Origin of the sequence: Collinsella aerofaciens ATCC 25986 (genome assembly GCF_964259375.1) — a bacterium.
GTDB classification, from domain to species: domain Bacteria; phylum Actinomycetota; class Coriobacteriia; order Coriobacteriales; family Coriobacteriaceae; genus Collinsella; species Collinsella aerofaciens_BO.
Window position 1 is genome coordinate 55293 of the sequence record NZ_CAXVJM010000013.1, and the last position, 21646, is coordinate 76938.

General features: G+C 63.5%; 17 protein-coding genes. All 17 read right to left on the reverse strand.

Annotation, left to right across the window (positions count from 1 at the left end):
* Nucleotides 1–115 precede the first annotated feature (115 nt).
* Complete coding sequence (gene selB / locus ACEXKH_RS07000; RefSeq protein ID WP_373573605.1) at nucleotides 116–2083, reverse strand: selenocysteine-specific translation elongation factor; 1968 nt, start codon at nucleotides 2081–2083, stop codon at nucleotides 116–118.
* On the reverse strand, nucleotides 2080–3537 hold the full coding sequence (gene selA / locus ACEXKH_RS07005) for an L-seryl-tRNA(Sec) selenium transferase (protein ID WP_373573606.1): 1458 nt from the start codon (nucleotides 3535–3537) through the stop codon (nucleotides 2080–2082). The genes selB and selA overlap by 4 nt, the downstream gene beginning before the upstream one ends.
* A gap of 52 nt (nucleotides 3538–3589) precedes the next feature.
* The gene (locus ACEXKH_RS07010) at nucleotides 3590–5707 is read right to left on the reverse strand and encodes a molybdopterin-containing oxidoreductase family protein (RefSeq protein WP_373573607.1); all 2118 of its coding nucleotides are present in this window, start codon (nucleotides 5705–5707) and stop codon (nucleotides 3590–3592) included.
* A 122-nt stretch (nucleotides 5708–5829) separates the two neighbouring features.
* The gene (locus tag ACEXKH_RS07015) at nucleotides 5830–6669 is read right to left on the reverse strand and encodes a formate/nitrite transporter family protein (RefSeq protein ID WP_373573608.1); all 840 of its coding nucleotides are present in this window, start codon (nucleotides 6667–6669) and stop codon (nucleotides 5830–5832) included.
* Nucleotides 6670–6708: 39 nt separating this feature from the next.
* A complete protein-coding gene (hycI, locus tag ACEXKH_RS07020) occupies nucleotides 6709–7212 on the reverse strand; it encodes a hydrogenase maturation peptidase HycI (protein ID WP_373573609.1) in 504 nt (167 codons plus the stop codon).
* Nucleotides 7212–7793 carry a formate hydrogenlyase maturation HycH family protein gene (locus ACEXKH_RS07025; RefSeq protein ID WP_195363856.1) on the reverse strand — a complete coding sequence of 194 codons (582 nt, stop codon included), beginning with the start codon at nucleotides 7791–7793 and terminating at the stop codon, nucleotides 7212–7214. Before ACEXKH_RS07025 ends, hycI begins: the two co-directional genes overlap by 1 nt.
* Nucleotides 7794–8576, reverse strand: coding sequence for an NADH-quinone oxidoreductase subunit B family protein (locus ACEXKH_RS07030; protein WP_006234107.1), 783 nt, complete (start codon nucleotides 8574–8576; stop codon nucleotides 7794–7796). It abuts the gene before it with no gap.
* A gap of 2 nt (nucleotides 8577–8578) precedes the next feature.
* Nucleotides 8579–9295 carry a formate hydrogenlyase complex iron-sulfur subunit gene (locus ACEXKH_RS07035; RefSeq protein ID WP_196022398.1) on the reverse strand — a complete coding sequence of 239 codons (717 nt, stop codon included), beginning with the start codon at nucleotides 9293–9295 and terminating at the stop codon, nucleotides 8579–8581.
* 1 nt (nucleotide 9296) lies between these two features.
* Nucleotides 9297–11069: a hydrogenase large subunit gene (locus ACEXKH_RS07040; protein ID WP_035138048.1), complete on the reverse strand. Its 1773-nt coding sequence runs from the start codon at nucleotides 11067–11069 to the stop codon at nucleotides 9297–9299.
* Between the two features lie 4 nt (nucleotides 11070–11073).
* Nucleotides 11074–12639: a hydrogenase 4 subunit F gene (locus ACEXKH_RS07045; protein WP_099431575.1), complete on the reverse strand. Its 1566-nt coding sequence runs from the start codon at nucleotides 12637–12639 to the stop codon at nucleotides 11074–11076.
* A gap of 3 nt (nucleotides 12640–12642) precedes the next feature.
* Entirely contained in the window at nucleotides 12643–13296 is a 654-nt protein-coding gene (gene hyfE / locus ACEXKH_RS07050) for a hydrogenase 4 membrane subunit (RefSeq protein WP_035138044.1), read from the reverse strand.
* Nucleotides 13297–13306: 10 nt separating this feature from the next.
* Complete coding sequence (locus ACEXKH_RS07055) at nucleotides 13307–14764, reverse strand: hydrogenase 4 subunit D (protein ID WP_055309579.1); 1458 nt, start codon at nucleotides 14762–14764, stop codon at nucleotides 13307–13309.
* 16 nt (nucleotides 14765–14780) lie between these two features.
* Nucleotides 14781–15704: a respiratory chain complex I subunit 1 family protein gene (locus ACEXKH_RS07060; protein WP_006234113.1), complete on the reverse strand. Its 924-nt coding sequence runs from the start codon at nucleotides 15702–15704 to the stop codon at nucleotides 14781–14783.
* A gap of 17 nt (nucleotides 15705–15721) precedes the next feature.
* On the reverse strand, nucleotides 15722–17740 hold the full coding sequence (gene hyfB / locus ACEXKH_RS07065; RefSeq protein WP_099431573.1) for a hydrogenase 4 subunit B: 2019 nt from the start codon (nucleotides 17738–17740) through the stop codon (nucleotides 15722–15724).
* Nucleotides 17733–18350 carry a 4Fe-4S dicluster domain-containing protein gene (locus ACEXKH_RS07070; protein ID WP_022095203.1) on the reverse strand — a complete coding sequence of 206 codons (618 nt, stop codon included), beginning with the start codon at nucleotides 18348–18350 and terminating at the stop codon, nucleotides 17733–17735. Before ACEXKH_RS07070 ends, hyfB begins: the two co-directional genes overlap by 8 nt.
* Nucleotides 18351–18428: 78 nt before the next feature.
* Nucleotides 18429–20651 (reverse strand): formate dehydrogenase subunit alpha, encoded by a 2223-nt coding sequence (fdhF, locus tag ACEXKH_RS07075; RefSeq protein ID WP_373573610.1) that lies wholly within the window; start codon nucleotides 20649–20651, stop codon nucleotides 18429–18431.
* A 76-nt stretch (nucleotides 20652–20727) separates the two neighbouring features.
* Nucleotides 20728–21321: a 4Fe-4S dicluster domain-containing protein gene (locus ACEXKH_RS07080; RefSeq protein ID WP_373573611.1), complete on the reverse strand. Its 594-nt coding sequence runs from the start codon at nucleotides 21319–21321 to the stop codon at nucleotides 20728–20730.
* Between the last annotated feature and the right edge of the window lie 325 nt (nucleotides 21322–21646).

A 21646-nucleotide genomic window follows, 5' to 3' on the forward strand; every position in this document is an offset into this window, starting at 1 on the left:
CCATCCCAAAAAGACGAGCAAGAAGTTGCGGTGGAATAGTTCTTGCTTAGGCTGCAAGACCCCAAAAACAGGAACTATTTCACCGCAACTGAGGAGGCGGGAGCGGGTGACCGGCCTAGCGTAGGGACCTCAGGCCGCCGGCCTCCTTGTCGAGCACCGTAAAGCGCACGGCATCTAGGTGCTCCAAGATGCTGATTGCACGTTTGCGCGACACACCCAGGGCCTCGCGCAGCACGCTCGTGGTGGCTGCGCCGCCGGCTGCCTCAATGGCAGCGGCGACGAGCTCACGCGCATGGGCCTCGGCGGTAGCAGACAGGGCAACGTCGCGCTCGACCTTAACGATCGAGCGATTGAGCGAAAGCTCGCGCAGGGCACGCGTCATGGTGTCGCGATCGAGCTGCAGCCGCTCGCCCACCTCGGGCAACGTCGGCGCATCGAGGCCGGCTTCGTCCAACAAGGAAACGATGCGCTCGCAAGCCTCGTGCACTACGCGCGCCGCGGCGGCAGCGGAGTGCGGATCGAACACCTCGGCGCCCTCAGAGGCGCACACGCCGCGCGAGCAGCCCTCGGAAATCAGGGCTGCGGCAATTGCATCGTCAGCGGTAGGCCAAGCAGCATGGGCAACGGCGCCGGGCGTAAAGCCCGTTTCCTTGGGAGCCGCCGCATGCATAGCTGACAGAGTCGCCGCCAGCGTGCCCATCGCGGCATCGAGCGCGGAAGCATCTGCATACAGCGAGCCATCCGAGCCAGCAAGCGCGCAAGCAGCGCCCTTCGCCACCAACTCGCGCAACGCTGTCTCAGCCTTGCCGGCAACAAGATCGAGCGCCGCGGTAACATCGGCAGCCGCAACCGGCAGCGCTTGCAGCGCCAGCCACGCACCCACCGCGCCCGCAATATCTCCGGCCTCAAGCGCCGCGTACAGCGCGCGCTCCCCCTCAGTAAGTTCGCGCGAACGACGGCAGCGCGAAAGCAGCACACGCCCGCCGCCAATGAGCATAACGGGCGAATACGACAGCACCACAGCATGGTCTCCGGCTCGCAGCGGCAACGGCTCCTCCAAGCGCACCTGCACGGTACGGGTCTCGCCCACCGCCATGGGGGCCTCACCCTCCATGAACATGATGCGGCCGACAACCTCGGCCGTACCCGCCATCACGTGCACACGCGCGCCCGACTCGAGCACGCGCGGCTTGGCACCCTCGCGACCCAGGTAGGTGAACGTCATCATAAAGCGTAACGTCTGACCAAAACGGTCTGCCACGCCCAGCATCTCGCCGCGGTCAAGTGCCGCGACACCGTCACCAACCAGGTTGAGCGCCACGCGTTGCCCAGGCAGCGCGCGCGGCGTATCGCCATGCACCTGAATCCCGCGCACACGACAGACCGTACGCGACGGCAAAGCCATCAGCTCGTCGCCCACCGCAACCGGCGCATCGTGCAGCGTTCCCGTCACGACGGTGCCGACGCCCTTAATCGTAAAGCAGCGGTCAATCGGCAGGCGAGGCGCGGCATCGCTCCGCTCGGCACGGTCGCGACAGGCATCCCAGCAAACACCCACCTGCTCGTCGAGCACCGCAAGCAGCCCGTCGATCCCCTCGCCCGTCTTGGACGACACGGGCACGATCGGCGCGCCCGCAAACACGGTACCCGACAAAAAGTCATCGACATCGAGCTCGGCAAGCTCGGTCATCTCGGCGTCGGCCAGGTCGCACATCGTCAGCGCGACCACCATATGCGTAACGCCCAACAGCTCCAGCACATGCACGTGCTCGCGGGTCTGCGGCATCACGCCCTCGACGGCCGAAACCACCAGCACGCCCACGTCGATACCCGTGGCGCCCTGCACCATGGCGCGCAAGTAATGCGCGTGGCCCGGCACGTCGACCAGGCCAACGATCTTGCCGCTCGGCAGCGCCAGCTCGCCAAAGCCCAGCTCCACGGTCATACCGCGACGGCGCTCAACCTCCAGACGGTCGGGATTCTTGCCGGTCAGTGCCTCGATCAGTGCCGACTTACCGTGGTCGACGTGGCCCGCCGTGCCAACGATAACGGGACACTCCACCAGCGCTTTAACCTCACTCATCGAGCAATCGCCTTCTTAACGCACGCGACGAACGCCGTTGCCGCCGTCTCGATATCGCGGTCGCCCACGAGCGTACGCACGTCAAACAGGACGCGATCGTGCGAGGCGCGCGTGACGACCGGCGTGTCGAAATCTTGAACGAGCGAGCGCTTGAGCGCGTCAACGGAAAGACGCTCATCGACAAGACGCACGGCAACGCACATGGTGGGCAGCTCGACGGTAGGCAGCGAGCCGCCGCCGGGAGTCGACGACTCCTCGACGATTTCCAGCTGCACGGCACACGGGCAGCCAGCCTTATCGAGGCCCGCCACCATCAGCTCGCGCAGCTTGCGTGCGCGACGCTCCAGATGTGTCTGCGGAAGCGTGAGCATGTTGAGCACCGGCACCTCGCGATGGGCCACATCCGCCCCATCCATGTAAATGCGCAGTGTGGCCTCGAGCGCCGCCAGTGCGAGCTTACCCGGACGCAGGGCACGCATAAGCGGATGCGACCCGCAGGCCTGGACCAGATCGCGGCGGCCCATGATAATGCCCGCCTGCGCCGCGCCCAGCAGCTTATCGCCCGAGCACGACACGATATCGAGCCCCGCCGCGACCGAAGCCGGCGTGGGCTCCTCACCGCCGCGCACCAAGATGTCGTCGGGCAACAGCGCGCCCGACCCCTGGTCCTCGTAGAACAGCAGTCCATGCTTGTGAGCAAGCGCCGCAAGCTCCCGAGAACCTACCTCCTCGTGGAAACCCTCGATGCGATAGTTGGAAGGATGAACCTTCAGGATCATGGCCGTTTCGGGCGTGATGGCGCGCCCGTAGTCGCCCAGATGCGTGCGGTTGGTGGCGCCGACCTCGACGAGTTTGGCGCCCGAGGCCGCCATGACATCGGGGATGCGGAAGCTGCCGCCGATCTCGACAAGCTCGCCGCGGCTGACGATAACCTCTTTGCCCGCGGCATGAGTCGCCAGCACCAGCAGCACCGCGGCGGCATTGTTGTTGACGACCAGCGCATCCTCGGCACCGGTGAGTGAGCGGATCAGTTGCGCGGCATGCTCCTTGCGCGACCCGCGCGAGCAGGTGTCGACGCTGTACTCGAGCGTGCTATACCCGCGCGCAACCTCGGCCACGGCCTTGGCGGCCGATTCCGCGAGCGGGGCGCGACCCAGATTGGTATGGATAACAACACCCGTGGCGTTGACTGCGGGACGCAAGCTCGGCAGCGCGGAGCGATGCGCACGCCACTCGATGGCCGATGCCAGCTCGCGCTTGGAACGCAGGGCGGCACCGGCACGAATCGCGGCGCGCTCCTCGTCGAGCTCAGCCGTCACGGCAGCATGGACCACCGCGTCGCAGGTCTCCCCCACCGCCTTCACCACCGGCCACTCGGCAAGCAGCTCGTTGACGGAAGGAATGGCGCGCAGACGGGCGCGCACCTCATCGGACATGTTCTGGCTATCGCTCATGTGCGGCCTTTCAAAAGAAACGTGGATCAGTCGAATACATCAGCTGAGTCAATTACTCGTCATTATCCCCGCGCGCGACAATCTTTTCCACGCGAACGGCGTTTTCCTGGGTGAGCGCGGCACCCGTCAACGGATCCCAACGCAACGGCGTATGGTCGAGCGGGCCCACGCCCAAGGCTTGAGCGTCACCGGCATTGCGGCCAAACGAACGCCCACCGGGGGCGGCCGACGTAAAGATGCACGCCGGATGCAGATACGGCGTCGTCTCCACGCGCACGCGGTCGCGGCCCATATCGCTCACAAGCTCGACGACCTCACCGTCGGCGATGCCCATGCGCGCAGCAGCATCGGCATTCATCTGCACGGCATCCAGGTCCGACCCAGCCTCGGCGGCACCTTGGGCTGCAAGCCTTCGCGAGGTATGCGACTCAAAGGGACGGTTGCCGCTAATGAGGCGAAACATCCCCGGGCCAGGCTCCACCATGGGAGCGATCCAGTTGGGTACACGACCCAGGCCGGCTCGTTCCCATACGTCGCTTGCCAGCGCAATTTTGCCGCCGGCAAGCGGAATCACCGGCTCGCCCGTACGCGACGGCAGCGCCACGCCCGTATCGGCCCAACCGCGCTCCTTGAGCTCGTCCAGATCGATCCCAAAGGGCGCCACCTGGGCCGCCGCAAGGTCGTCCGGCGAAAAGTCGAAGTACTCGTCCACGCCGCAGGCCGCAGCCAAACCGGAAAAGATCTCCCGACCCGGTCTCGTGTCGTCATGCAAAATGGGCAGCACGGCGTTGCGGTAGAACACGCGCGCATCGTTGGCGCCTGTCACCGTTCCCACGCCGCGGTCAGCCTCCAGATACGTCACGTCGGGCAGCACGAAATCAGAAGCACGCGCCGTCTCGGACCAGCGAATATCAATCGTCACGAGCAAGTCGAGCTGCTGCAAGATGCCAAGCCACGCATCGGCGTTGCCATAGCCCGCACCGGGGTTACTGGCATAGACGATGAGCCCACGCAAATCGCCGGCAAGAATCGACTGACCGATAGTCGTGCACAGGCCGCGCACCGGATCGACGAGCGGATAGCGTTCGGACCCCAACTTGGGCTCACGTGGCATCGACGGCGTCGCGAAACGCGCAGGGTCCAAATCGCCCAACGCAAGCGGTGTGGGCGGGTTGAGGGCACCGCCCGCATGTCCGATGCAGCCCAACAGGACATCGACCAAACAGATAGCGCGCGCCGTCTGCGTACTGTTGGCATACGCGATACCGATGCCGCCATGAAAGCCAGCATCTACCACGGCGGCAGGCGCGGCGGCAGCGAGATCGCGCGCCGTGGCGACAATCTCTTCGGCCGGCACGTCGCACATCGACTCGGCCCACTCAGGCGTCCAAACAGCAGCCGCCTGCGCCAGCTCATCAAAACCCGTGGTATAGCGGGCAACAAACTCGTGGTCGTATAAGTCCTCGGCAATGAGCACATGCACAATGCCCAACAGCAGCGCCAAGTCGCAGCCCGGGCGCACGCGCAGCCAGCGATCGGCAATAGCAGCTGAACCGCTGCGCCGAGGGTCAACCACGATAATCTTCGCCCCACGGCGACGGGCATCGTTGAGCGCATCAACAGCCCCCATCGTCGACGAATCGACAATGGAACGCCCCAAATACATGATGCAATCGGTATGCGCCAGGTCGGAGGCGGGGCTGTAGCCCAGGCTGTGCTCCCAACCGGTAAGCCGGCTTACCTCGCAGGCACCGTCGGCACCGTACACGTTGGGCGAGCCCAGCGCATGCATAAAGCGATACGCCCAGTAGCGGTCGAACGAGGGAACGCCGAGCGTCATGCCCAGCGCACGCGGACCATGCCCGTCGACAATCCCCCCAAGGCGCGCTGCAATCTGCGCGAACGCCTCGTCCCACGAAATCACATCGAACCCCGAGCCATCAGTTCGTCGGCGCATGGGGTGCACAATACGATCGCGCTCGTCAAACGGCATTGCCAGGCGATGCCGTCCGCGGGCGCATAGGGCACGCGCCGCGCACGGATGCCCCGGCACCGGCAACTCGGCCACCACACGCCCATCCTCAACATGGGCCGCAAAGGCGCAATCGGCATAGCATCCCCCGCATGTGGTCACCACGGCGCGACCGTCACGCTTCACAGCAGATGCCATCTCGATTACCCCTTTCATCAGCCAAACACAACAGGCCAACAGCCCGGCAACGAACCTCAGACCCAAAAAGCCTCCCGCACGGCAACGCCCCGCGGGAGGCCCAACGTCAAACAGACGGTACCTTACGCCTCGGACTTCTTAGCGTAGATAAACCAGTAGCCGAGCGCGACCAGAACCGCGCCACCCACGATGTTTCCCAGGGTGGCGGCGGACAGGTTAAACGCAATGCCCGCAGCGTTGAGCGCATCGGCGCCGGCGACCTTGGAACCATAGCCGCACGCATGCATCACGGCACCCATAGGCAAAAAGTACATGTTGGCGACACAGTGCTCAAAACCGCAGGCCACAAAGGCGGCGATGGGCAGCAGAATGCCCACAACCTTATCGACCACGGTCTTGCCGGCGGTGCCGATCCACACGGCCAGGCACACAAAGATGTTGCACAGGATGCCGCGGAAGAAGATCGTCACCCAGTCGATCGTCACCTTGCCGGCGGCGACGCTCACCATGGAATTGGCGACCGCCTCGCCGTTGAGCTTGTAAATGCCGGCCATGTACACCAAAAAGACAATGAACAGGGCACCGACAAAGTTACCGACCCACACGACGGCCCAAGCCTTGAGCATCTGGGCCAAGGTGATCTTTTTGCTCTTGAGCGCGCAGACCATAAGCGAATTGCCGGTGAACAGCTCGGCGCCACACACCAGCACCAGTACCAGGCCCAGGCAAAAGCACAGGCCGCCCACGACGCGCTGAGCGCCCCAGCCCAGCGTGCTATCGCTCAAGAACACGGTAAAGAACAGGCCACCGAAGGCAATGAACGCGCCGGCGAACATTGCCAACAGAAAGGCCTTTGCGACCGGCAGGTTGGCCTTGGTCACGCCGGCGGCCTCGGTCTTAGCCTCGATCGCGGCGGGCGCCAGGCAATCGGGAGCGGGATATTCTGCCTTGGAATCTGCCATGTCAATCACTTCTTTCCTAATCAGCAGGGACAAGCGCTGCTATAGCTCCTGCCCCAAGCGGACAAAGTGGGAAAAGTCGTTGGCGGCCACGGCGTCGTACACGGCGTCGACGGCCTCAAAGACTTCCGGGGACATGGGGTTGTAGAACTCCGTGTCGCCCGGCTGAATCCCTATGAAGACGATATCTTCGCACGATTGCTCAATCTCTTCGATCAGAATCGACAAGGGAAGCGAATGCGTGGTGAACATCGACTTGCGGGCCACGTCACGTTTGTCGAGCAAGCGGATGGCGCCGACGGGCAGCGCCATGTCGGCGGCATCGACCAAAACCAAACGCGGCGGACGCTCGCGCTTGACCTCGATGATGTCATCCTCGGGCGTTTGCCCGCCGTCGATGGTGTACCAACCGGCGATGGGCAAGTCCTCCATCTTTTTGGAGAGCACGGGGCCGGCGGCATCGTCGGCACGCAGCACGCTTCCCGCCGTGAGCACGATACCCGCAAACGGGGCGCCGTTCACACGGCCATCCACAACGCGACCCATTACTGCAACCTTCCCGTCAGATACACGCCCGACACATCGCGCACGCGCTCAACCAGATCACGAAACTTCATTAAGAACGCGACCTGCTGGGCATGCAGGCCAAAGTCGTCGTCGAACACCGAGATGCCGGCCTTGGCCGACCCGCGAAAACCGCGCTCGTCGAGCAGCGCATCGCAGGCCTCGAGCAGCGACGGCACCGCCGCCTTGTCGAGCTGGCACTCGCCAAAGGAGCGGATGGCCTCGAACTTGGTCTTGGCCTCCCCCTCCGGCAGCGCGTCGACGAGCGAATAGAACACATCCACCGGCACCGACAGGCGCGGCTCAAAGCAATCGAGCACGCCGGTGTGGTGGCCCACGGCGAGCGTGTAGTACAGCACGTCGCAGGCCTCCTGGGGAACGTCTTCCTCGGTCTCCACAAACTTACGCGTGAGCTCATAGAAGACCACCTGGTCGGGCGCATGGCCCAGGCAGGGGTCGACGACGCCCTCGGCGGCCTCGTCGCTTGCGCGCGAGGCATCGCCAAAGGAGCCGCCGAGCATGCCGGGGCCCGCAAAGTAACCAGAGCGGTCCGTGAGCTCCATCTAGCGACCTCCGGCCAGCACCAGATCCTGCAGCGCCGAGTACACCTCGACGCGGCGCGGATCGTCCTGCTTGTCGATGAGCAGCGCCATGGCACCGCGGATATCGCCCTTGGGCGCACCCTCGAGCGTGTCCATAAACTCGTTGGCCAGGTCGCGGCCGTAACGGTAGCCGCTCATGGCGCGAGCCTCGCGCTCGATGGCAACGCGCAGCTTGTACGGCACGCCGGGGTGCAGGATATCGGCCTGCTCGCCGGCGGCCTCCACCGTGGTCTCGGCATGGAGCTTTTGGTCCAGCAGACCGAGTGCCATGGCAAAGCCGTAGACGGTCTGCGCGGGGCTGGGCGGGCAGCCGGGGATGTAGACATCGACCGGCAGAATCTTGTCCGTGCCGCCCCAGACGCAGTAGTTGTCGTAGAAAATGCCGCCGGTGCAGCCGCACGCGCCATAGGACACCACGATCTTGGGATCGGGTGCGGCCTCAAAGGCGCGCAGGGCCGGCATGCGCATGGCACGCGTCACGGCGCCGGTGTACAGCAGCACATCGGCGTGACGGGGCGAGGGCACGACCTTGATGCCAAAACGCTCGACGTCGAAGACGGGCGTGATGGAACCGAAGATCTCGATCTCGCAGCCGTTGCAGCCGCCGCAGTCAACACGGTAGACGTACACCGAACGCTTGATCTTCTTAAGAAGGGTCGCCTTGGCCTTCTCGATGCTCTCATCGAGCTCGATCTTGGTCGGGCGGTACTGAAGCCGCTCGGGCAAAAGCGTGGGTTCGGCCATGGTTACTCCTCCTTCGTTTCAAAATCCATGATGATGCCCTCGACCGGCGCCGGACCGGCGGGAATCTCGGGCGCATCGGGGTTGAGCTCGCGGTCGATATACTCCGGGTTCACGCCGTGGCCACCCAGATACTCCATGCCGGGGCCCTGGGGCTCGCCGGACGCAAGCGTCTCGTTGGCAGCCATGCCGTGCGCGTTGCCGGTCTTCACGGCCGAGGCGGCGCGCAGGGCGTCAAGCTCACGCTTGCACTCCTGGCACATACCGACGGTACGGGCGGCCTGCTCGGCCTCCATGCCGCCGGCCTTTTGCAGCAGGCGCTTGGCGTAGTCGATCTCCTTGTGCGGGGCAAACGGCTTGCCGCAACGCGAGCAGTGCTCGAGCGTGTAGACGCTCTTGCTGGTGAGGTCGTCCTTGCTCATGACGGCCAGCTCAAACTCCTCGGTGAGCTTGATGGCCTCCATGGGGCAGGCTTCCTCGCAACGGCCGCAAAAGATGCAGCGGCCGTAGTCGATCGACCAGGTGATGGTATCGGCCGCAAGGTCGGTGTCCATGCGAATGGCATCGGCCGGGCACGCCACGCCGCAGGCACCGCAGGCGATGCAGAGCTCGGCGTTGTGCTCGGGCTTGCCGCGCATGTCCTTGTTGGTGGGAAACGGCGCAAACGGGTACTTGACCGTCGCGTCGCCGGCCTTGGCGTTAACCTTCCAAAGCTTCAGCATATTAGAGCGCCTCCTCATCGAGCGGAGCGGCCATGGTGCCCTCACCCGCAAGCGGCGACTTGTCGCGCCAGACGTTCTCGAACTGCTCCTTGTCGAGCACGTGGTCGCGCTTGGCGGCGACATCGGTCACCGTCACGCGGTCGGTGCAGGAGTAGCACGGGTCGAGCGAGCCGACGATCAACGCCGCGTCGCCCACGGTGTTGCCGCGGAACATGTAGCGCAGGACCGGCCAGTTGCTGTACGTGGCGGCCTTGGCGCGCCAGCGGTAGCACTTCTGGTTGTTGCCGAGCATGGCCCAATGCACGTCCTCGCCGCGCGGCGCCTCGGTGGCACCGATGGCGTACTTGTGCGGGGTGTACTCCCAATCCGTGGTGAGGATGGGACCCGACGGGCAGTTCTCGAGCATGGTCTCGATCATGTCGATCGAATCGTAGACCTCCTGGATGCGCACGGCGGTACGGCCGAAGGCATCGCAGGTGTCGGCCGTAGCGGCGTGCATCTTTTGGACATCCGGATCGGCATAGCCGTCGAAGGGATGATCAAAGCGCACGTCGCGGGCATAGCCCGAACCGCGCATGAGCGGGCCGACCGGCGAGAAGTCGCGTGCGATCTTGCGGTCCAAGATGCCGATGCCACTCGTACGCTCAATAAAGTTGGGCGTCGAGAGCAAGACGTCGACGAGCTCCTGAACCTCGGAGCGCAGCTGGTGGATGGTCGTGAGGGTGGAGAGCTTCTGCTCGGCCAAAATGTCGCGACGCACGCCGCCGATCACGTTGAGGCCGTAGGTCTTGCGGTGACCGGAGAGCTTCTCGGCCAGGTCCATGGACTTCTCGCGGACGCGGAAGAACTGCTGGAAGCCGGAGTCGAAGCCCGTGTAGTGAGACGCCAGGCCAATGTTGAGCAGATGCGAGTGCAGGCGCTCGACCTCGAGCATGATAGCGCGGATGTACTGGGCGCGCGGCGGGACATGAATGCCCTGGGCGCGCTCGACGGCCTCGGCGTAGGCCACCGAGTGGGCGCAGCCGCAGATGCCGCAGATGCGGTCGGCGAGGAACGTCACGGCATCATAGTTCAGGCGCGTCTCGGCGACCTTCTCCATGCCGCGGTGCACGTAGAACAGACGGTAGTCGGCATCGACGATCGTCTCGCCCTCAACGAACAGGCGGAAGTGGCCGGGCTCGTCGGAGGTAATGTGCAGCGGGCCCATGGGAACGAGCGTGGTCTCCTTGCCCTTGGTGTCGGCCAAGAACTCGTAGTTTTCCATGTCGCTCGCGGGAGCGGGACGGAAACGGTAGTCCATGGAGTCCTTGCGCAGCGGGTACAGGCCGCTGGGCCAATCGTCGGGCAGCACCAGGCGACGACGATCGGGCAGACCCTCGGGGATCAGGCCGAACATGTCGCGCAGCTCGCGCTCGCCCCACACGCAGGCGGGGACGAACGGCGTCACGGACGGGAATGTCATCTTGGCGGGATCGACCTCGGTGCGCACGGTCACCCAGCCGGGGTCCTCCCCCTCCATGGAGATGACGTAGTACACGGCGTAGCGGCCGCACAGGCTGCGCTCATCGTTGCCGATGATCACGGGAATCCAGCCGTAGCGCTCGTAATACAGGTAGTGGACGGCCTCGGGCAGCTTGTCCTGCTTGACGGTGATCGTCAGCTGGTCCTCGCACTGCCACTCAACCTTCTCGATAGCGCCCGGCACTGCGGCGCGCAGGGCCTCGACGTGGCTTTCGCAACGACGAGCGTAGTCCTTCTTTTCAGGTTCTGCCATGGTGCTAATTCACCTCGCTTGTCTTGGTCTGGGAACTGAACACCATGCGGTAGAGAGGAGCCTCGTGGAGCTCTTCGACGCTCTGGTTCAAAACGACGGACGTTGCATCCTCGACGCCGCTCGTGATGGCGACCGGGGTGGCGATACCGAACCACATGACCACGATCGCGAGGGCGATCTCGGGGATGATCATGAGGGCGGGCACCTCGTGGCGCTTCATGCCCTCGGGCGCCTTGCCGAAGATGGACTTGAGCGCGATGCCGGTAAGGGCAAAGTACACGCCGGTGAGGCCAATGGCCACGAGCACGACCACCCAGATGGGACCGGACTGGACGCCGGCCACGAAGGTGAGGAACTCGGAGATGAACAGGGCGAACGGCGGGAAGGCGGCGAGCGCGAGCAGGGCGATGATGGTGAGCGCTGCCGTGACGGGAGCGATCTCGACGACGCCCTTGATCTTGTTCAGGTCGCGGGTGTGGTAGATGTGCTGGATGTTACCGGCCATGCAGAAGGCGAGCGCCTTCGTGAAACCGTGGAAGATGCAGTGCAGCAGGCAGGCGGCGATACCGAGCGGACCACCGATACCCAGGCACAGCGCGACCACGCCGACGTTGTCGACGGAGGAGTACGCGAAGCGGCGCTTGATATCGTCCTGCTTAAAGATGCACAGGGCGGCCACCAGGATGGACAGCGTGCCCAGGATGAGCAGGAGCGTACGCGGATAGGTGTCGCCCACCGTGATGATGGACAGGGAGTAGAAGCGGATGATCACCAGCATGGCGCACTTGAGCAGCACGCCCGAGAGCAGCGCGGAGACCGGGCTCGGAGCCTGGGAGTGCGCGTCGGGCAGCCAAGTGTGCATGGGGAACAGGCCCGCCTTGGTGCCGAAGCCGATGACGATGAACGCGAACGCGAGGCGCACGAGCATCGGGTCGAACTGGTCGGCGTAGGGCATGATGGAGGTGAGGAAGGCTGCCTCATGCGCGTTGGGCATGATATCGGCGGCGTTCGCGTAGATGAGCAGCGTGCCGAACAGGCCGAAGGCCACGCCGGCGGTGCAGACCATCGCGTACTTCCAAGACGCCTCGAGCGCCTGCTTGTTCTTGTAGATGCCCACGAGGAACACGGTCGACAACGTGGTGGCCTCGACCGCCGCCCAGGTGAGGATGATGTTGTTGGACAGGCAGGCGAGCAGCATCGTGAAAACGAACAGGCTAAACAGCGCGTAGTACTGCTTGGTGCGCTCGGCCGGCATGGTCTTCTCCTCGATATCGATCTTGATATAGGAGATGGAGTACACGCCGGTGATGAACCCGATGATGCCTACCAGAAGGACGAAGATCGACGAGAGCGAATCGAGATGGAGCCACAGGCCCAAAGCGTCGATATTCTGCCCGCTCGAGAGCATGGTTCCCGCGGTGACGACCGAAAGGACAAGGGTCGCCGCGACGGAGATGGTGTTGAGCCCCGCAAAGACGTTGTAGGACGTCGTCTTGGGAAGCGCAGCCATAATCAGGGAGAACACGAGAGGACAAGCGAGCAGGGCGACCGTCAGCATTGAAACATCCATGGCCTACCCCTTCAATTCGGTCAGGTCGTGGGAGTCGAGCGACTTGGTGTCGTTCCAAATCCTCACGACGACGGCGGACATGATGATGACGGCGAAGATGGCGTCGGTGGCGATGCCGATCTCGATGATCTCGGGGGCCGTGGGCGCGAGCAGAGCGAGCGTCACGTGGCTACCGTTCTCCATAAGGCAGTACCCGAAGATTTGCTTGAGGATGTTGCGCTGGGAGATGATGCACGTGAGGCCGACGAAGAAGTGCGCGAAGCTGATGGCGAGGGCCGGAGTGGCCACCTCGGCGGTGGGCAGGCTCAGGCGCGTGACCACCGCGAAGCAGATGGCCACCTCCAGACCGGTGAGGATGATGGTCCAGGCCGGCTTGATGGAGGAGGTCAGCGTGCTATCGGCAGGCGAACCCATCTTTTTGTAGGCACGGTTGAGAATGAACGGAACGAGGATCACCTTGGTGACGAAGGCCGACGCGGCCCACATGAGAAGCTCGGTGGCACCGGTGGTGAGGCCCAGGGTGAGCAGCACGCCCACCAGGACAACCGACTGGATCGCGTACCACTTAATGGCGGACGGGATGGTCTTCGAGACGACCACCATGGTGGAGGTCACGATCAGAAGACCGCCCAGGATATTGACTAACGAATAACCCATGTCCTACCTCCTAACCCATCCAACTAGAGGACAGAGGACCGGCGACGACGACCATGATCATGAGGACGACGAACACGAACGCCATGGCGCGCGGAAGGGGCTGGCCGGCGGCCACGGTCTCGCTCGGCTCACCGGGCAGGACCTTACCCATCCAACGCAGGAACCATGCGAAGGTGGCGACGGTCTCGACGACCATGACGCACACGAGGACGAAGATGACCGTGTTGGAAGCACCAACCGCGAAGCCACCGGAAATAATCTGGAACTTGGAGAAGAACGTGCTCATGGGGGGCACGCCGGCGATAGCGGTCGCGGCGACCGCGAAGCCCACGCCCGTGACCGGGTACTTCTTCATGAGGCCCTGGATCTTGGGCAACATACGGGTTCCCAGCGTGAAGCTGAGGGAGCCGGCGATGAGGAAGAACAGGGTCTTGGTGAACGCGTGGTTGAAGATGTGCTCGACGGCGCCGTTAAACGCCATCTGGCTTCCGAACACGGAGAGGCCCAGGCCAAAGAACACGTAGGCGAGCTGCGCGATCGTCGAGAAGGCGAGCAGGCGCTTCATATCCTTCTGGGGCAGGTACATGAGGAAGCCGAAGAGCATGGTCACGACGGCGTCGATGATGGCGACCCAACCGACGATCTCGGGGATATCGCCGGCACTCGCAAGAGCGCGGGCGAACACGCACACGCCGACCTTCACCATGGACGCGCCATGGAGGTAGGCGGAAACGGGCGTGGGGGCCTCCATTGCGGAGGGCAGCCACATGTAGAGCGGGAACTGGGCGGACTTGGCCCAAGCGGCGAACAGGATGAGCAGCAGCACGACGGTCTTCATACCGGAATCGAGCTGGGAGATCGCGCTCAGCGCGAACGTGCCGGTTCCGGCGAACAGGAAGGCCGCGCCGATGTAGAGTCCCAGAGCGCCGATATGGGTGATGATGAGCGCCTTCATACCGGCCTTCTTGGCCGTGGGCGTCATGTAGTAGCTGATGAGGCCCCAGGAGCACACGCCGGTGATCTCGAAGAAAACGAGCTGGCCGACGATGGTGGAGCTGTAGGCGAGACCGGCCATGGCGCCGATGAACGTGGAGAAGTACACGTAGAAGCGACGACGGGGCGCGTCGGGATGCTCCTTGTTCTTATCGCTCATATACGGGAACGAATAGATGACGACGAGCAGACCGATAGCGACGAACGCGGGTGCGAGTAGCGTGCTCATCCGGTCGAATATGAAGCCCATGACCAAGGTCTGGCCCATACTCGCCCAGGTTACATCGACCGCGTTCATGCCGTTTCCGGCAAACGTCGCGGCCAAGCCAACGGAAGCGACCGTGGCGATGCCGCCGGCAAAGGCGCAGATCCATTTAGCGTAGGGACGCGGCAGCATGACGATGAGCAGGGAGCCCAGCATGGGGACGGCGATCGCCACCATGGCAAAGAGGGACAAGCTCGATTCGATTGACATAGTTTCTCCCTTCTCCCTACACGCCTACGACGACGAAGACGAACGCGAGGACCGCGATGCCGACGACGGCCCAGGTCTGGTTACCGAGCACCTTGAAGCGCGAACGGGAAACGGAGTTCTCGAGCACGCCGCAGACGACGAAATCGACCAGGCACTTGACAAGGAAGACGACGGCGCCCACGAGAGCGGTGACGCCGATGGTCGCGGGCTCTCCCCAGGGGATGAAGATGGAGGTGAACCAAGCGACGACCACGACCTGCTTCATGCCCATGGCGAGCTTCATCATGGCCAGGGACGGGCCGGAGAGCTCGGCGAGCGGGCCCTCCTGGAGCTCCTGCTCGGCTTCGGCCTGATCGAACGGCAGCTTGCCGAGCTCCATATAGCAGGCGGCCGCGAAGGCGACGCCGGCGAGGATAACGGCGACGACGCTCGAGACGTTGCCCGTAACGATGTGCTGACCCATGGTCGCAATGTCCGTGGAGCCGCACACGATGGCGACGGTGAACAGCGCGATGAGCATGGACGGCTCGATGAGCACGCTCATGAGGAGCTCGCGGATACCGCCGAAGCCCGCGTAGGCGTTGGAGGAATCCACGCCGGACAGCGCGAAGAAGAAGCGGGACAGCGCGAGCGCGTACATGATGGTGATGGCGTCACCAAAGACGGGCATGGGGCTCTGGAGCGTGAACATGGGCAGGCCCATGGCGAGCATAAACGACACCGCGAGGAACAGCGGCGGCATGATGCGCAGCACGAAGCTCGAGTCGGAACTCACGGACTCGGGACGCGCCATGAGCTTCGCGAGGTCCCGGTAATCCTGAAGGATGGACGGACCGCGGCGATTGTGCATCTTCGCGCGAATCACACGGGCGAGGCCGGAGAAGAAGGGCGCGACCAGCATGACCACGAGGCCCTGCGCCATCGCAAGAACGATGTTCATAATATCCTCTCCCCTCTCTAGACCATGACCACGGCGAGCACGAGGAAGACCACGAGCGCCGCGACGATGTAGCAGATGTATACGGAGTAGTTGCCGCCCTCGATCTTGGAGGCGAGGCCGGCCAGCTTGTCGGCACCCTCGCTCGGTGCATCGACCAGGAAACGGTCGGGCAGGGGCTCGACGCCCTGGGCGACACCGGTGAGCTTCTGGAACACGTGCGCGATGGACCAGCAGATCTTGGTGCATACCTCGCGCAGGGTGTAGAGCGGGCCCATGAAGAGTTCGACGTCGGACGCGAAGCTCGTGGCGACGACGGGCATGTGCTCGTTGGGCTCGTAGCCGCACGCCCAAGGGTCGGTCTTCTTAGCGGGGGCCTTGGCGCCGAGGCAGGACCTCAGCGCGAACGCGAGGCCGGTGAGGACCACGAGCGCGATGGCGATCGCGGGGGTGGAGGTGGCGGCACCGGAAATCTCGTTCACGAGAGACACGCCCGAGGTGGCTGTGACGGCGGAGCCGGCAAGCACGCTCTGGGCGACGTCGCCCAGAACCGGGGCGATGACCGGGGAGCCGATTCCCAGTACCACGCAGATGGCCGCGAGGAGCATCTGCGAGAACAACATCGGAGCCGGGGACTCCTTGGCGTTCGCGGCCTCCTGGGAACGAGGGCTGCTCGCGAACGAGACGCCGTAGGCCTTCACGAAGCACGTGACGGCCAGGGCACCGGTGATGGCGAGGGCGGCCGCGGAGGCGACGGCGAACACCATGACGACCGGGTCGGAGAGCGTCGAGATGTTGAACAGGGACTGGTAGGTGAACCACTCGGAAACGAAGCCGTTGAGCGGCGGGATGGCCGAGATGGCAAGGGCACCGATGAGGAAGCAGACGGCCGTGACCGGCATGCGGCGGAACAGACCGCCCATCTTCTCCATGTTGCGCGTACCCGTGGCATAGAGCAGGGAGCCCGCGCCGAGGAACAGCTCGCCCTTGAACATGGCGTGGTTGAGCGTGTGGTAGAGGGCGGCCATGAGCGCGATCGTCGCGATGACGTCGTTGCCCAGGGCGTGCGCCGTCATGGACGCGCCGACACCGAGCAAGATGATGCCGATGTTCTCGACGGAGTGATAGGCAAGCAGGCGCTTGATGTCGTGCTCGTGGAGGGCGTAGACGACACCCAGGACCGACGAGATGGATCCGAAGACCAGGACCATGAGGCCCCACCAGAGCTGGACGCCCGAACCCGCGAGCAGGTCGAGACCGACCTTGAGGATTCCCAGGATGCCGATCTTGATCATGCCGCCGGACATGAGGGCGGACACGTTGGACGGCGCCTCGGGGTGCGCCTGGGGCAGCCAGGAGTGCAGCGGGATGATACCGGCCTTCGCGCCAAATCCGAAGAACGCGAGGACGAAGCACGCGGAGGAGACGGCGGGTCCAAAGTCATGCGTACGGAAATCACTGAAGCTGAAGGAACCGCCCACGCCGTTGGTCATGAGCAGGAAGCTCGCCATGATGAGAACGAAGCCCACGTGCGCGATGACGAAGTAGAGCCAACCGCCCCTAATGGAGTTCTTGTTCTCCTCGATAACGACAAGGAAGTAGCTCGTAAGGGACATGAGCTCAAAGGCGACCAGGAACCAGAACACGTTGTCGGCGGTGATGACGAGCATCATCGAGGCGACGAAGGTGTTCATAAAGAAGCCGGCGCGCCCGACCTTGCCCGGGTACTCGTCGAAGTAGGACAGACCGTAGATGAAGCCCGCAAAGGCGAGAATCGAGATGAGGACCACGATCAGGCCCGCAAGGCCGTTGAGCAAGAGCTCGAGACGGGCGAACGGGAAGAAGAAGACCGTGTTGAGGGACGAAACGTCGCCAAGCACGGCCTCGAGGCCCGCGATGAACGAAAGCACCGCGGCGACGGCGCCGATAAGGCAGCCGGCGGTCTTGGCGGCGTTATCGGCCTTGATCAGCAGAACCGAGGCGAGCGCACCGATGCACGAGACGGCAAGCGATGCGATAAACAGCGTCATGCTATCCATTGTTTACGCTCCCTTCTGCTTTCTCGGACAGGCCCTGGGCCACAGCGGTAACGTCGACGACCGGACCGTTTTCGATCGAGCGCAGGCGCTTGGCCTCGTCGAGCTCGCGATCGGCCGCGCCGCCCATGACGGTCAGCGCCTTGGTGGGGCACGCCGCCACACAATGCGGGCCGTCCGGATCGAAGGCGCACAGGTCGCACTTGACAGCGCAGGTGTACTGGCCGGGAGCCCACGTAAGAAGGCTGCTCAGGGACTTAGGATACGAAGGCGTCGGGTCGCACATGCCTGCGACACCGGCGATAGACGTGCCATCGGGGTGGATGGCTCCGAAGGGGCACGCGATGGCGCACAGCCTGCACCCGATGCACTCCTGCTCCTTGACGTGGATGCGATCGCCATCGTGCTCGATGGCATTCACCGGGCAGACCTCGGCGCAGGGGGCACCCTCGCAATGGTGGCAGGCAAGGGCGGCCGAAATACCGCCGGTCTTCACGAGCGCCAGGCGCGGCGTATCCTGAAGACCCTGCATCCGGTGGGCGTCGGCACAGGCGGACTGGCATGTTCCGCAGCCGATGCACCTCTCCGGGTTGATGTCGATGAAGCGGTTCATCCCCACTTCCTTTCAAAATAACGGGCCGGGCTCCCGAACGTACGGGACGCCCGGCCCAAAAAGCCAACGAGAACGGGACTACACGATTTGGTTCACGTGCGTCTCGTCGTCGAACTTGGCGGCGCCAGGCTCAACGTCCTGGGGAGCGGCGGCGTCGACCAGAGCCTGCTTGAGCTCGGTGTACTGGCGCTCGACTTCGCCCTCGGCCCAAACCTGGTCGGCAATGGCGTCGACCTGGCAGGCGGAGAACTTGTCCTCGGGCGTGTGCGAGACCGGGTCGACCTTGTGCATGGTCAGCTCGTTGCACTTGCCGATCCACCACTGGTAGGTCATATAGACCGTGCCCTTGTTGATACGGTCGCTCACGTCGGCGCGGCTGTATACCTGGCCGCGGCGGCTGTGAATCGAGACGATGTCGCCGTTCTTGATGCCGCGCGCCTGGGCGTCCGCGGGATTCAAGCGGACAAAGCCGGGCTCGTCGGCAAGCAGCGCCAGCGTCTTGCAGTTGCCGGTCATCGAGCGGCAGCTGTAGTGGCCGACCTCGCGGACGGTGCACAGGATGAGCGGGTACTCATCGTCGGGAAGCTCGGAGGGCGCCTCCCAGTCGTGCGCCATCAGGTTGGCGCGGCCGTCCTTGGTGGTGAACTTGCCACCAGCGAACATGTCGGGCGTACCGTGGTCGTTGACATCGGTGCTCTTGACGGGCCACTGGGCGTAGCCGCCCTCGGGAGCCATCTTCTCGTAGGTCGCGCCCACAAAGTTGGGGCACAGGCTAATGCACTCGTTCCAGATCTGCTCGGTGTTGTCGTAGTGCATGGGATAGCCCATACGCGTGGACAGGTCCGCGAAGATCTCCCAGTCGTGACGGCACTCGCCCTTGGGCGGAACGGCCGCGTCAAAGTGCTGGAAGCTACGGTCGGATGCGGTAAAGACACCCTCGTGCTCGCCCCAAGAGGTAGCGGGCAGGATGACGTCGGCGAGCATGGTCGTCTGCGTCATAAAGATGTCCTGGCAAATGAACAGATCCAGCTCGGAGAGCGTCTTGCGCATACCGGCCGAATCGGGCTCGGTCTGCACCGGGTCCTCGCCGTAGTTGTAGAAGCAGTGCACCTTGCCCTCGTCGACCAGGTGGCCCAGGTCGGTGAGCTTGTAGCCCTCCTCGAGCGGGAGCTTCTCCTCGGGCACGCCCCAAGCCTTGGCAAACTTGGCACGCACTGCGGGGTCGGTGACTTTCTGGTAGCCAGGGTACAGGTTGGGCAGCATGCCCATATCGCAGGAGCCCTGGACGTTATTCTGGCCACGCACGGGCGCGAGGCCGGAGTTGGGTTTGCCGATCTGGCCGGCAACGCAGGCGATGGAGGCGATGGTGTGCACCGTCTTCAGGTTCTGCTTCTGCTGGCATACGCCCATGCCCCAGCCAATGATGGCAGAGGGCTTCGCCGTGGCGTACATCTCGGCAGCTTGGTGGATCAACGCGGGCTCGACACCCGTGATGTCCTGTACGGATTCGGGAGTGTAGTTCTTGATGGTCTCCCACCACTCGTCAAAGCCGTTCGTGTGCTCGGCGACGAATTCCTTGTCGTAGAGGCCATCGTTGACCAGACAGTTGGCAAAGGCGTTGAGGAACGCAACGTTGCAACCGTTCTTGATCGGAAGGTAGAGATCGGCGATACGCGCGGTTTCGATATGGCGCGGGTCGGCGACGATGATCTTGCAACCCTTTTCTTTGGCTCGCACGATACGCCTTGCGACGATGGGGTGCGAATCGGCAGGGTTATAGCCGAAGAGGAAAATGCAGCCCGCATCCTCCATACCGGGGATGGAGCATGACATGCAACCTGAACCAACCGTGTCCATCAGACCGAGGACAGTAGGGCCGTGTCAAGTACGGGCGCAGTTGTCCACGCTGTGGGTGCCGATGCACGCACGCGTAAACTTCTGCATGACGTAGTTCGCCTCATTGCCGCCGCCTCGCGAAGAGCCGGTGGTCATGACAGCGTTAGGACCATATTCGTCAATTATGGCCTGCATCTTAGATGCGGTGAAATCCAGTGCCTCGTCCCAGCTTACGCGCTCAAGATCCGCGCCCTTGGTGCGACGGATCATCGGGTGCAGTACGCGAGGAGTCAAGATCTTGGTGTCGTTGATGAAGTCGTAGCCGCTCATGCCCTTAAGGCACAGCTCGCTCTGGTTGGTGATGCCGTTGAGCGGTTCGGTACCCACGACCTGGCCGTTTTGGACCAAGAGGTTAAACTGGCAACCGGCGCCGCAATACGGGCAGATCACTTTATGCTTCTCCATGACACCCTCCTTCCTTTCTCTGCTACCGAATGCTCGGTACTTATTTGACAATCATTGGGCCTGTTTGGCCGTCCGCTTACGCCTCGTTTTCGATGGTGGCGCGGGCACGCTCGGCAGTCAGTTCTGCCAGACGCTCCTCGTCTACCAGGGTGAGGCCCTTGGTCGGACACGCCTCGGCACACGCCGGACCGCCGGGACGGTCCACGCACAGGTCGCACTTGAGCACGAAGCTCTTAGTCTGCGAACCCACGCGCACGTCGCCCATCAAGACGGGGACCTGCGTGGTCGCCACGCTCACGGCGCCAAAGGGGCATGCCATGACGCAGCTCTTGCAACCGATGCAGTTGTCCTCGTTGACGCCGATGCGATGGTTCTTTGGGTCAAAGAACAAGGCGCCCGTGGGGCAGGCCTTGGCGCACGGAGCGTCCTCGCAGTGGTGACATGCCACCGGCGCGGAAATCTCGTAGGTGCGCGTTACGCGCAAGCGAGGTGCGGCGATGTTGCCGGGAATATCGTGTGCCTCGATACACGCCGCCATGCAGGTTTGACACCCAATGCAGCGTGAAGAATCAGCCACGACTCGTTTATTGCCCATGTTGTTCACTCCCTCCTGAATCCCATGCCGGAGAGACCCTGTCGACGTAGTCCCGGACCGCCCGTGGTCCGGCATCGGCGTATCGAGTGCATGCGGCGAAACAGGCACTTCGATAGAATTCCTCCAACGATATACAGGTTAAATATACGCAGTTGCAGGGGGCAAACTTGAGCATAGGCCCTGCAATACGGGTGTATTGCAGGGGTTTTGGCAGGTTGGAATTATTCTCTAGAAGCTATAAAGGTGAGTGTATTACATGCGTACATCCAAGGGAGATTTCACGCTCGCTTATAAAGGACGTAATACGTTTGTGATAAATTTCGGGTTGATTTTCAATCTCAACGCAACAGCCTGAACGGACCCCGCGTTTCCGCAGCTATCGCAACGCGGAAATAGCTCC

What these genes read in the sequence shown, in the direction of transcription:
- ACEXKH_RS07070 (WP_022095203.1), bottom strand. Translation starts at nt 18,350, where the DNA reads ATGAACCGCTTCATCGACATCAACCCGGAGAGGTGCATCGGCTGCGGA.
- hyfE (WP_035138044.1), bottom strand. Translation starts at nt 13,296, where the DNA reads ATGGGTTATTCGTTAGTCAATATCCTGGGCGGTCTTCTGATCGTGACC.
- ACEXKH_RS07015 (WP_373573608.1), bottom strand. Translation starts at nt 6,669, where the DNA reads ATGGCAGATTCCAAGGCAGAATATCCCGCTCCCGATTGCCTGGCGCCC.
- ACEXKH_RS07080 (WP_373573611.1), bottom strand. Translation starts at nt 21,321, where the DNA reads ATGCCGGACCACGGGCGGTCCGGGACTACGTCGACAGGGTCTCTCCGG.
- selA (WP_373573606.1), bottom strand. Translation starts at nt 3,537, where the DNA reads ATGAGCGATAGCCAGAACATGTCCGATGAGGTGCGCGCCCGTCTGCGC.
- ACEXKH_RS07040 (WP_035138048.1), bottom strand. Translation starts at nt 11,069, where the DNA reads ATGGCAGAACCTGAAAAGAAGGACTACGCTCGTCGTTGCGAAAGCCAC.
- ACEXKH_RS07030 (WP_006234107.1), bottom strand. Translation starts at nt 8,576, where the DNA reads ATGGCCGAACCCACGCTTTTGCCCGAGCGGCTTCAGTACCGCCCGACC.
- ACEXKH_RS07010 (WP_373573607.1), bottom strand. Translation starts at nt 5,707, where the DNA reads ATGGCATCTGCTGTGAAGCGTGACGGTCGCGCCGTGGTGACCACATGC.
- ACEXKH_RS07035 (WP_196022398.1), bottom strand. Translation starts at nt 9,295, where the DNA reads ATGCTGAAGCTTTGGAAGGTTAACGCCAAGGCCGGCGACGCGACGGTC.
- ACEXKH_RS07060 (WP_006234113.1), bottom strand. Translation starts at nt 15,704, where the DNA reads ATGAACATCGTTCTTGCGATGGCGCAGGGCCTCGTGGTCATGCTGGTC.
- hyfB (WP_099431573.1), bottom strand. Translation starts at nt 17,740, where the DNA reads ATGGATAGCATGACGCTGTTTATCGCATCGCTTGCCGTCTCGTGCATC.
- ACEXKH_RS07025 (WP_195363856.1), bottom strand. Translation starts at nt 7,793, where the DNA reads ATGGAGCTCACGGACCGCTCTGGTTACTTTGCGGGCCCCGGCATGCTC.
- selB (WP_373573605.1), bottom strand. Translation starts at nt 2,083, where the DNA reads ATGAGTGAGGTTAAAGCGCTGGTGGAGTGTCCCGTTATCGTTGGCACG.
- ACEXKH_RS07045 (WP_099431575.1), bottom strand. Translation starts at nt 12,639, where the DNA reads ATGGATGTTTCAATGCTGACGGTCGCCCTGCTCGCTTGTCCTCTCGTG.
- ACEXKH_RS07055 (WP_055309579.1), bottom strand. Translation starts at nt 14,764, where the DNA reads ATGTCAATCGAATCGAGCTTGTCCCTCTTTGCCATGGTGGCGATCGCC.
- hycI (WP_373573609.1), bottom strand. Translation starts at nt 7,212, where the DNA reads ATGGGTCGCGTTGTGGATGGCCGTGTGAACGGCGCCCCGTTTGCGGGT.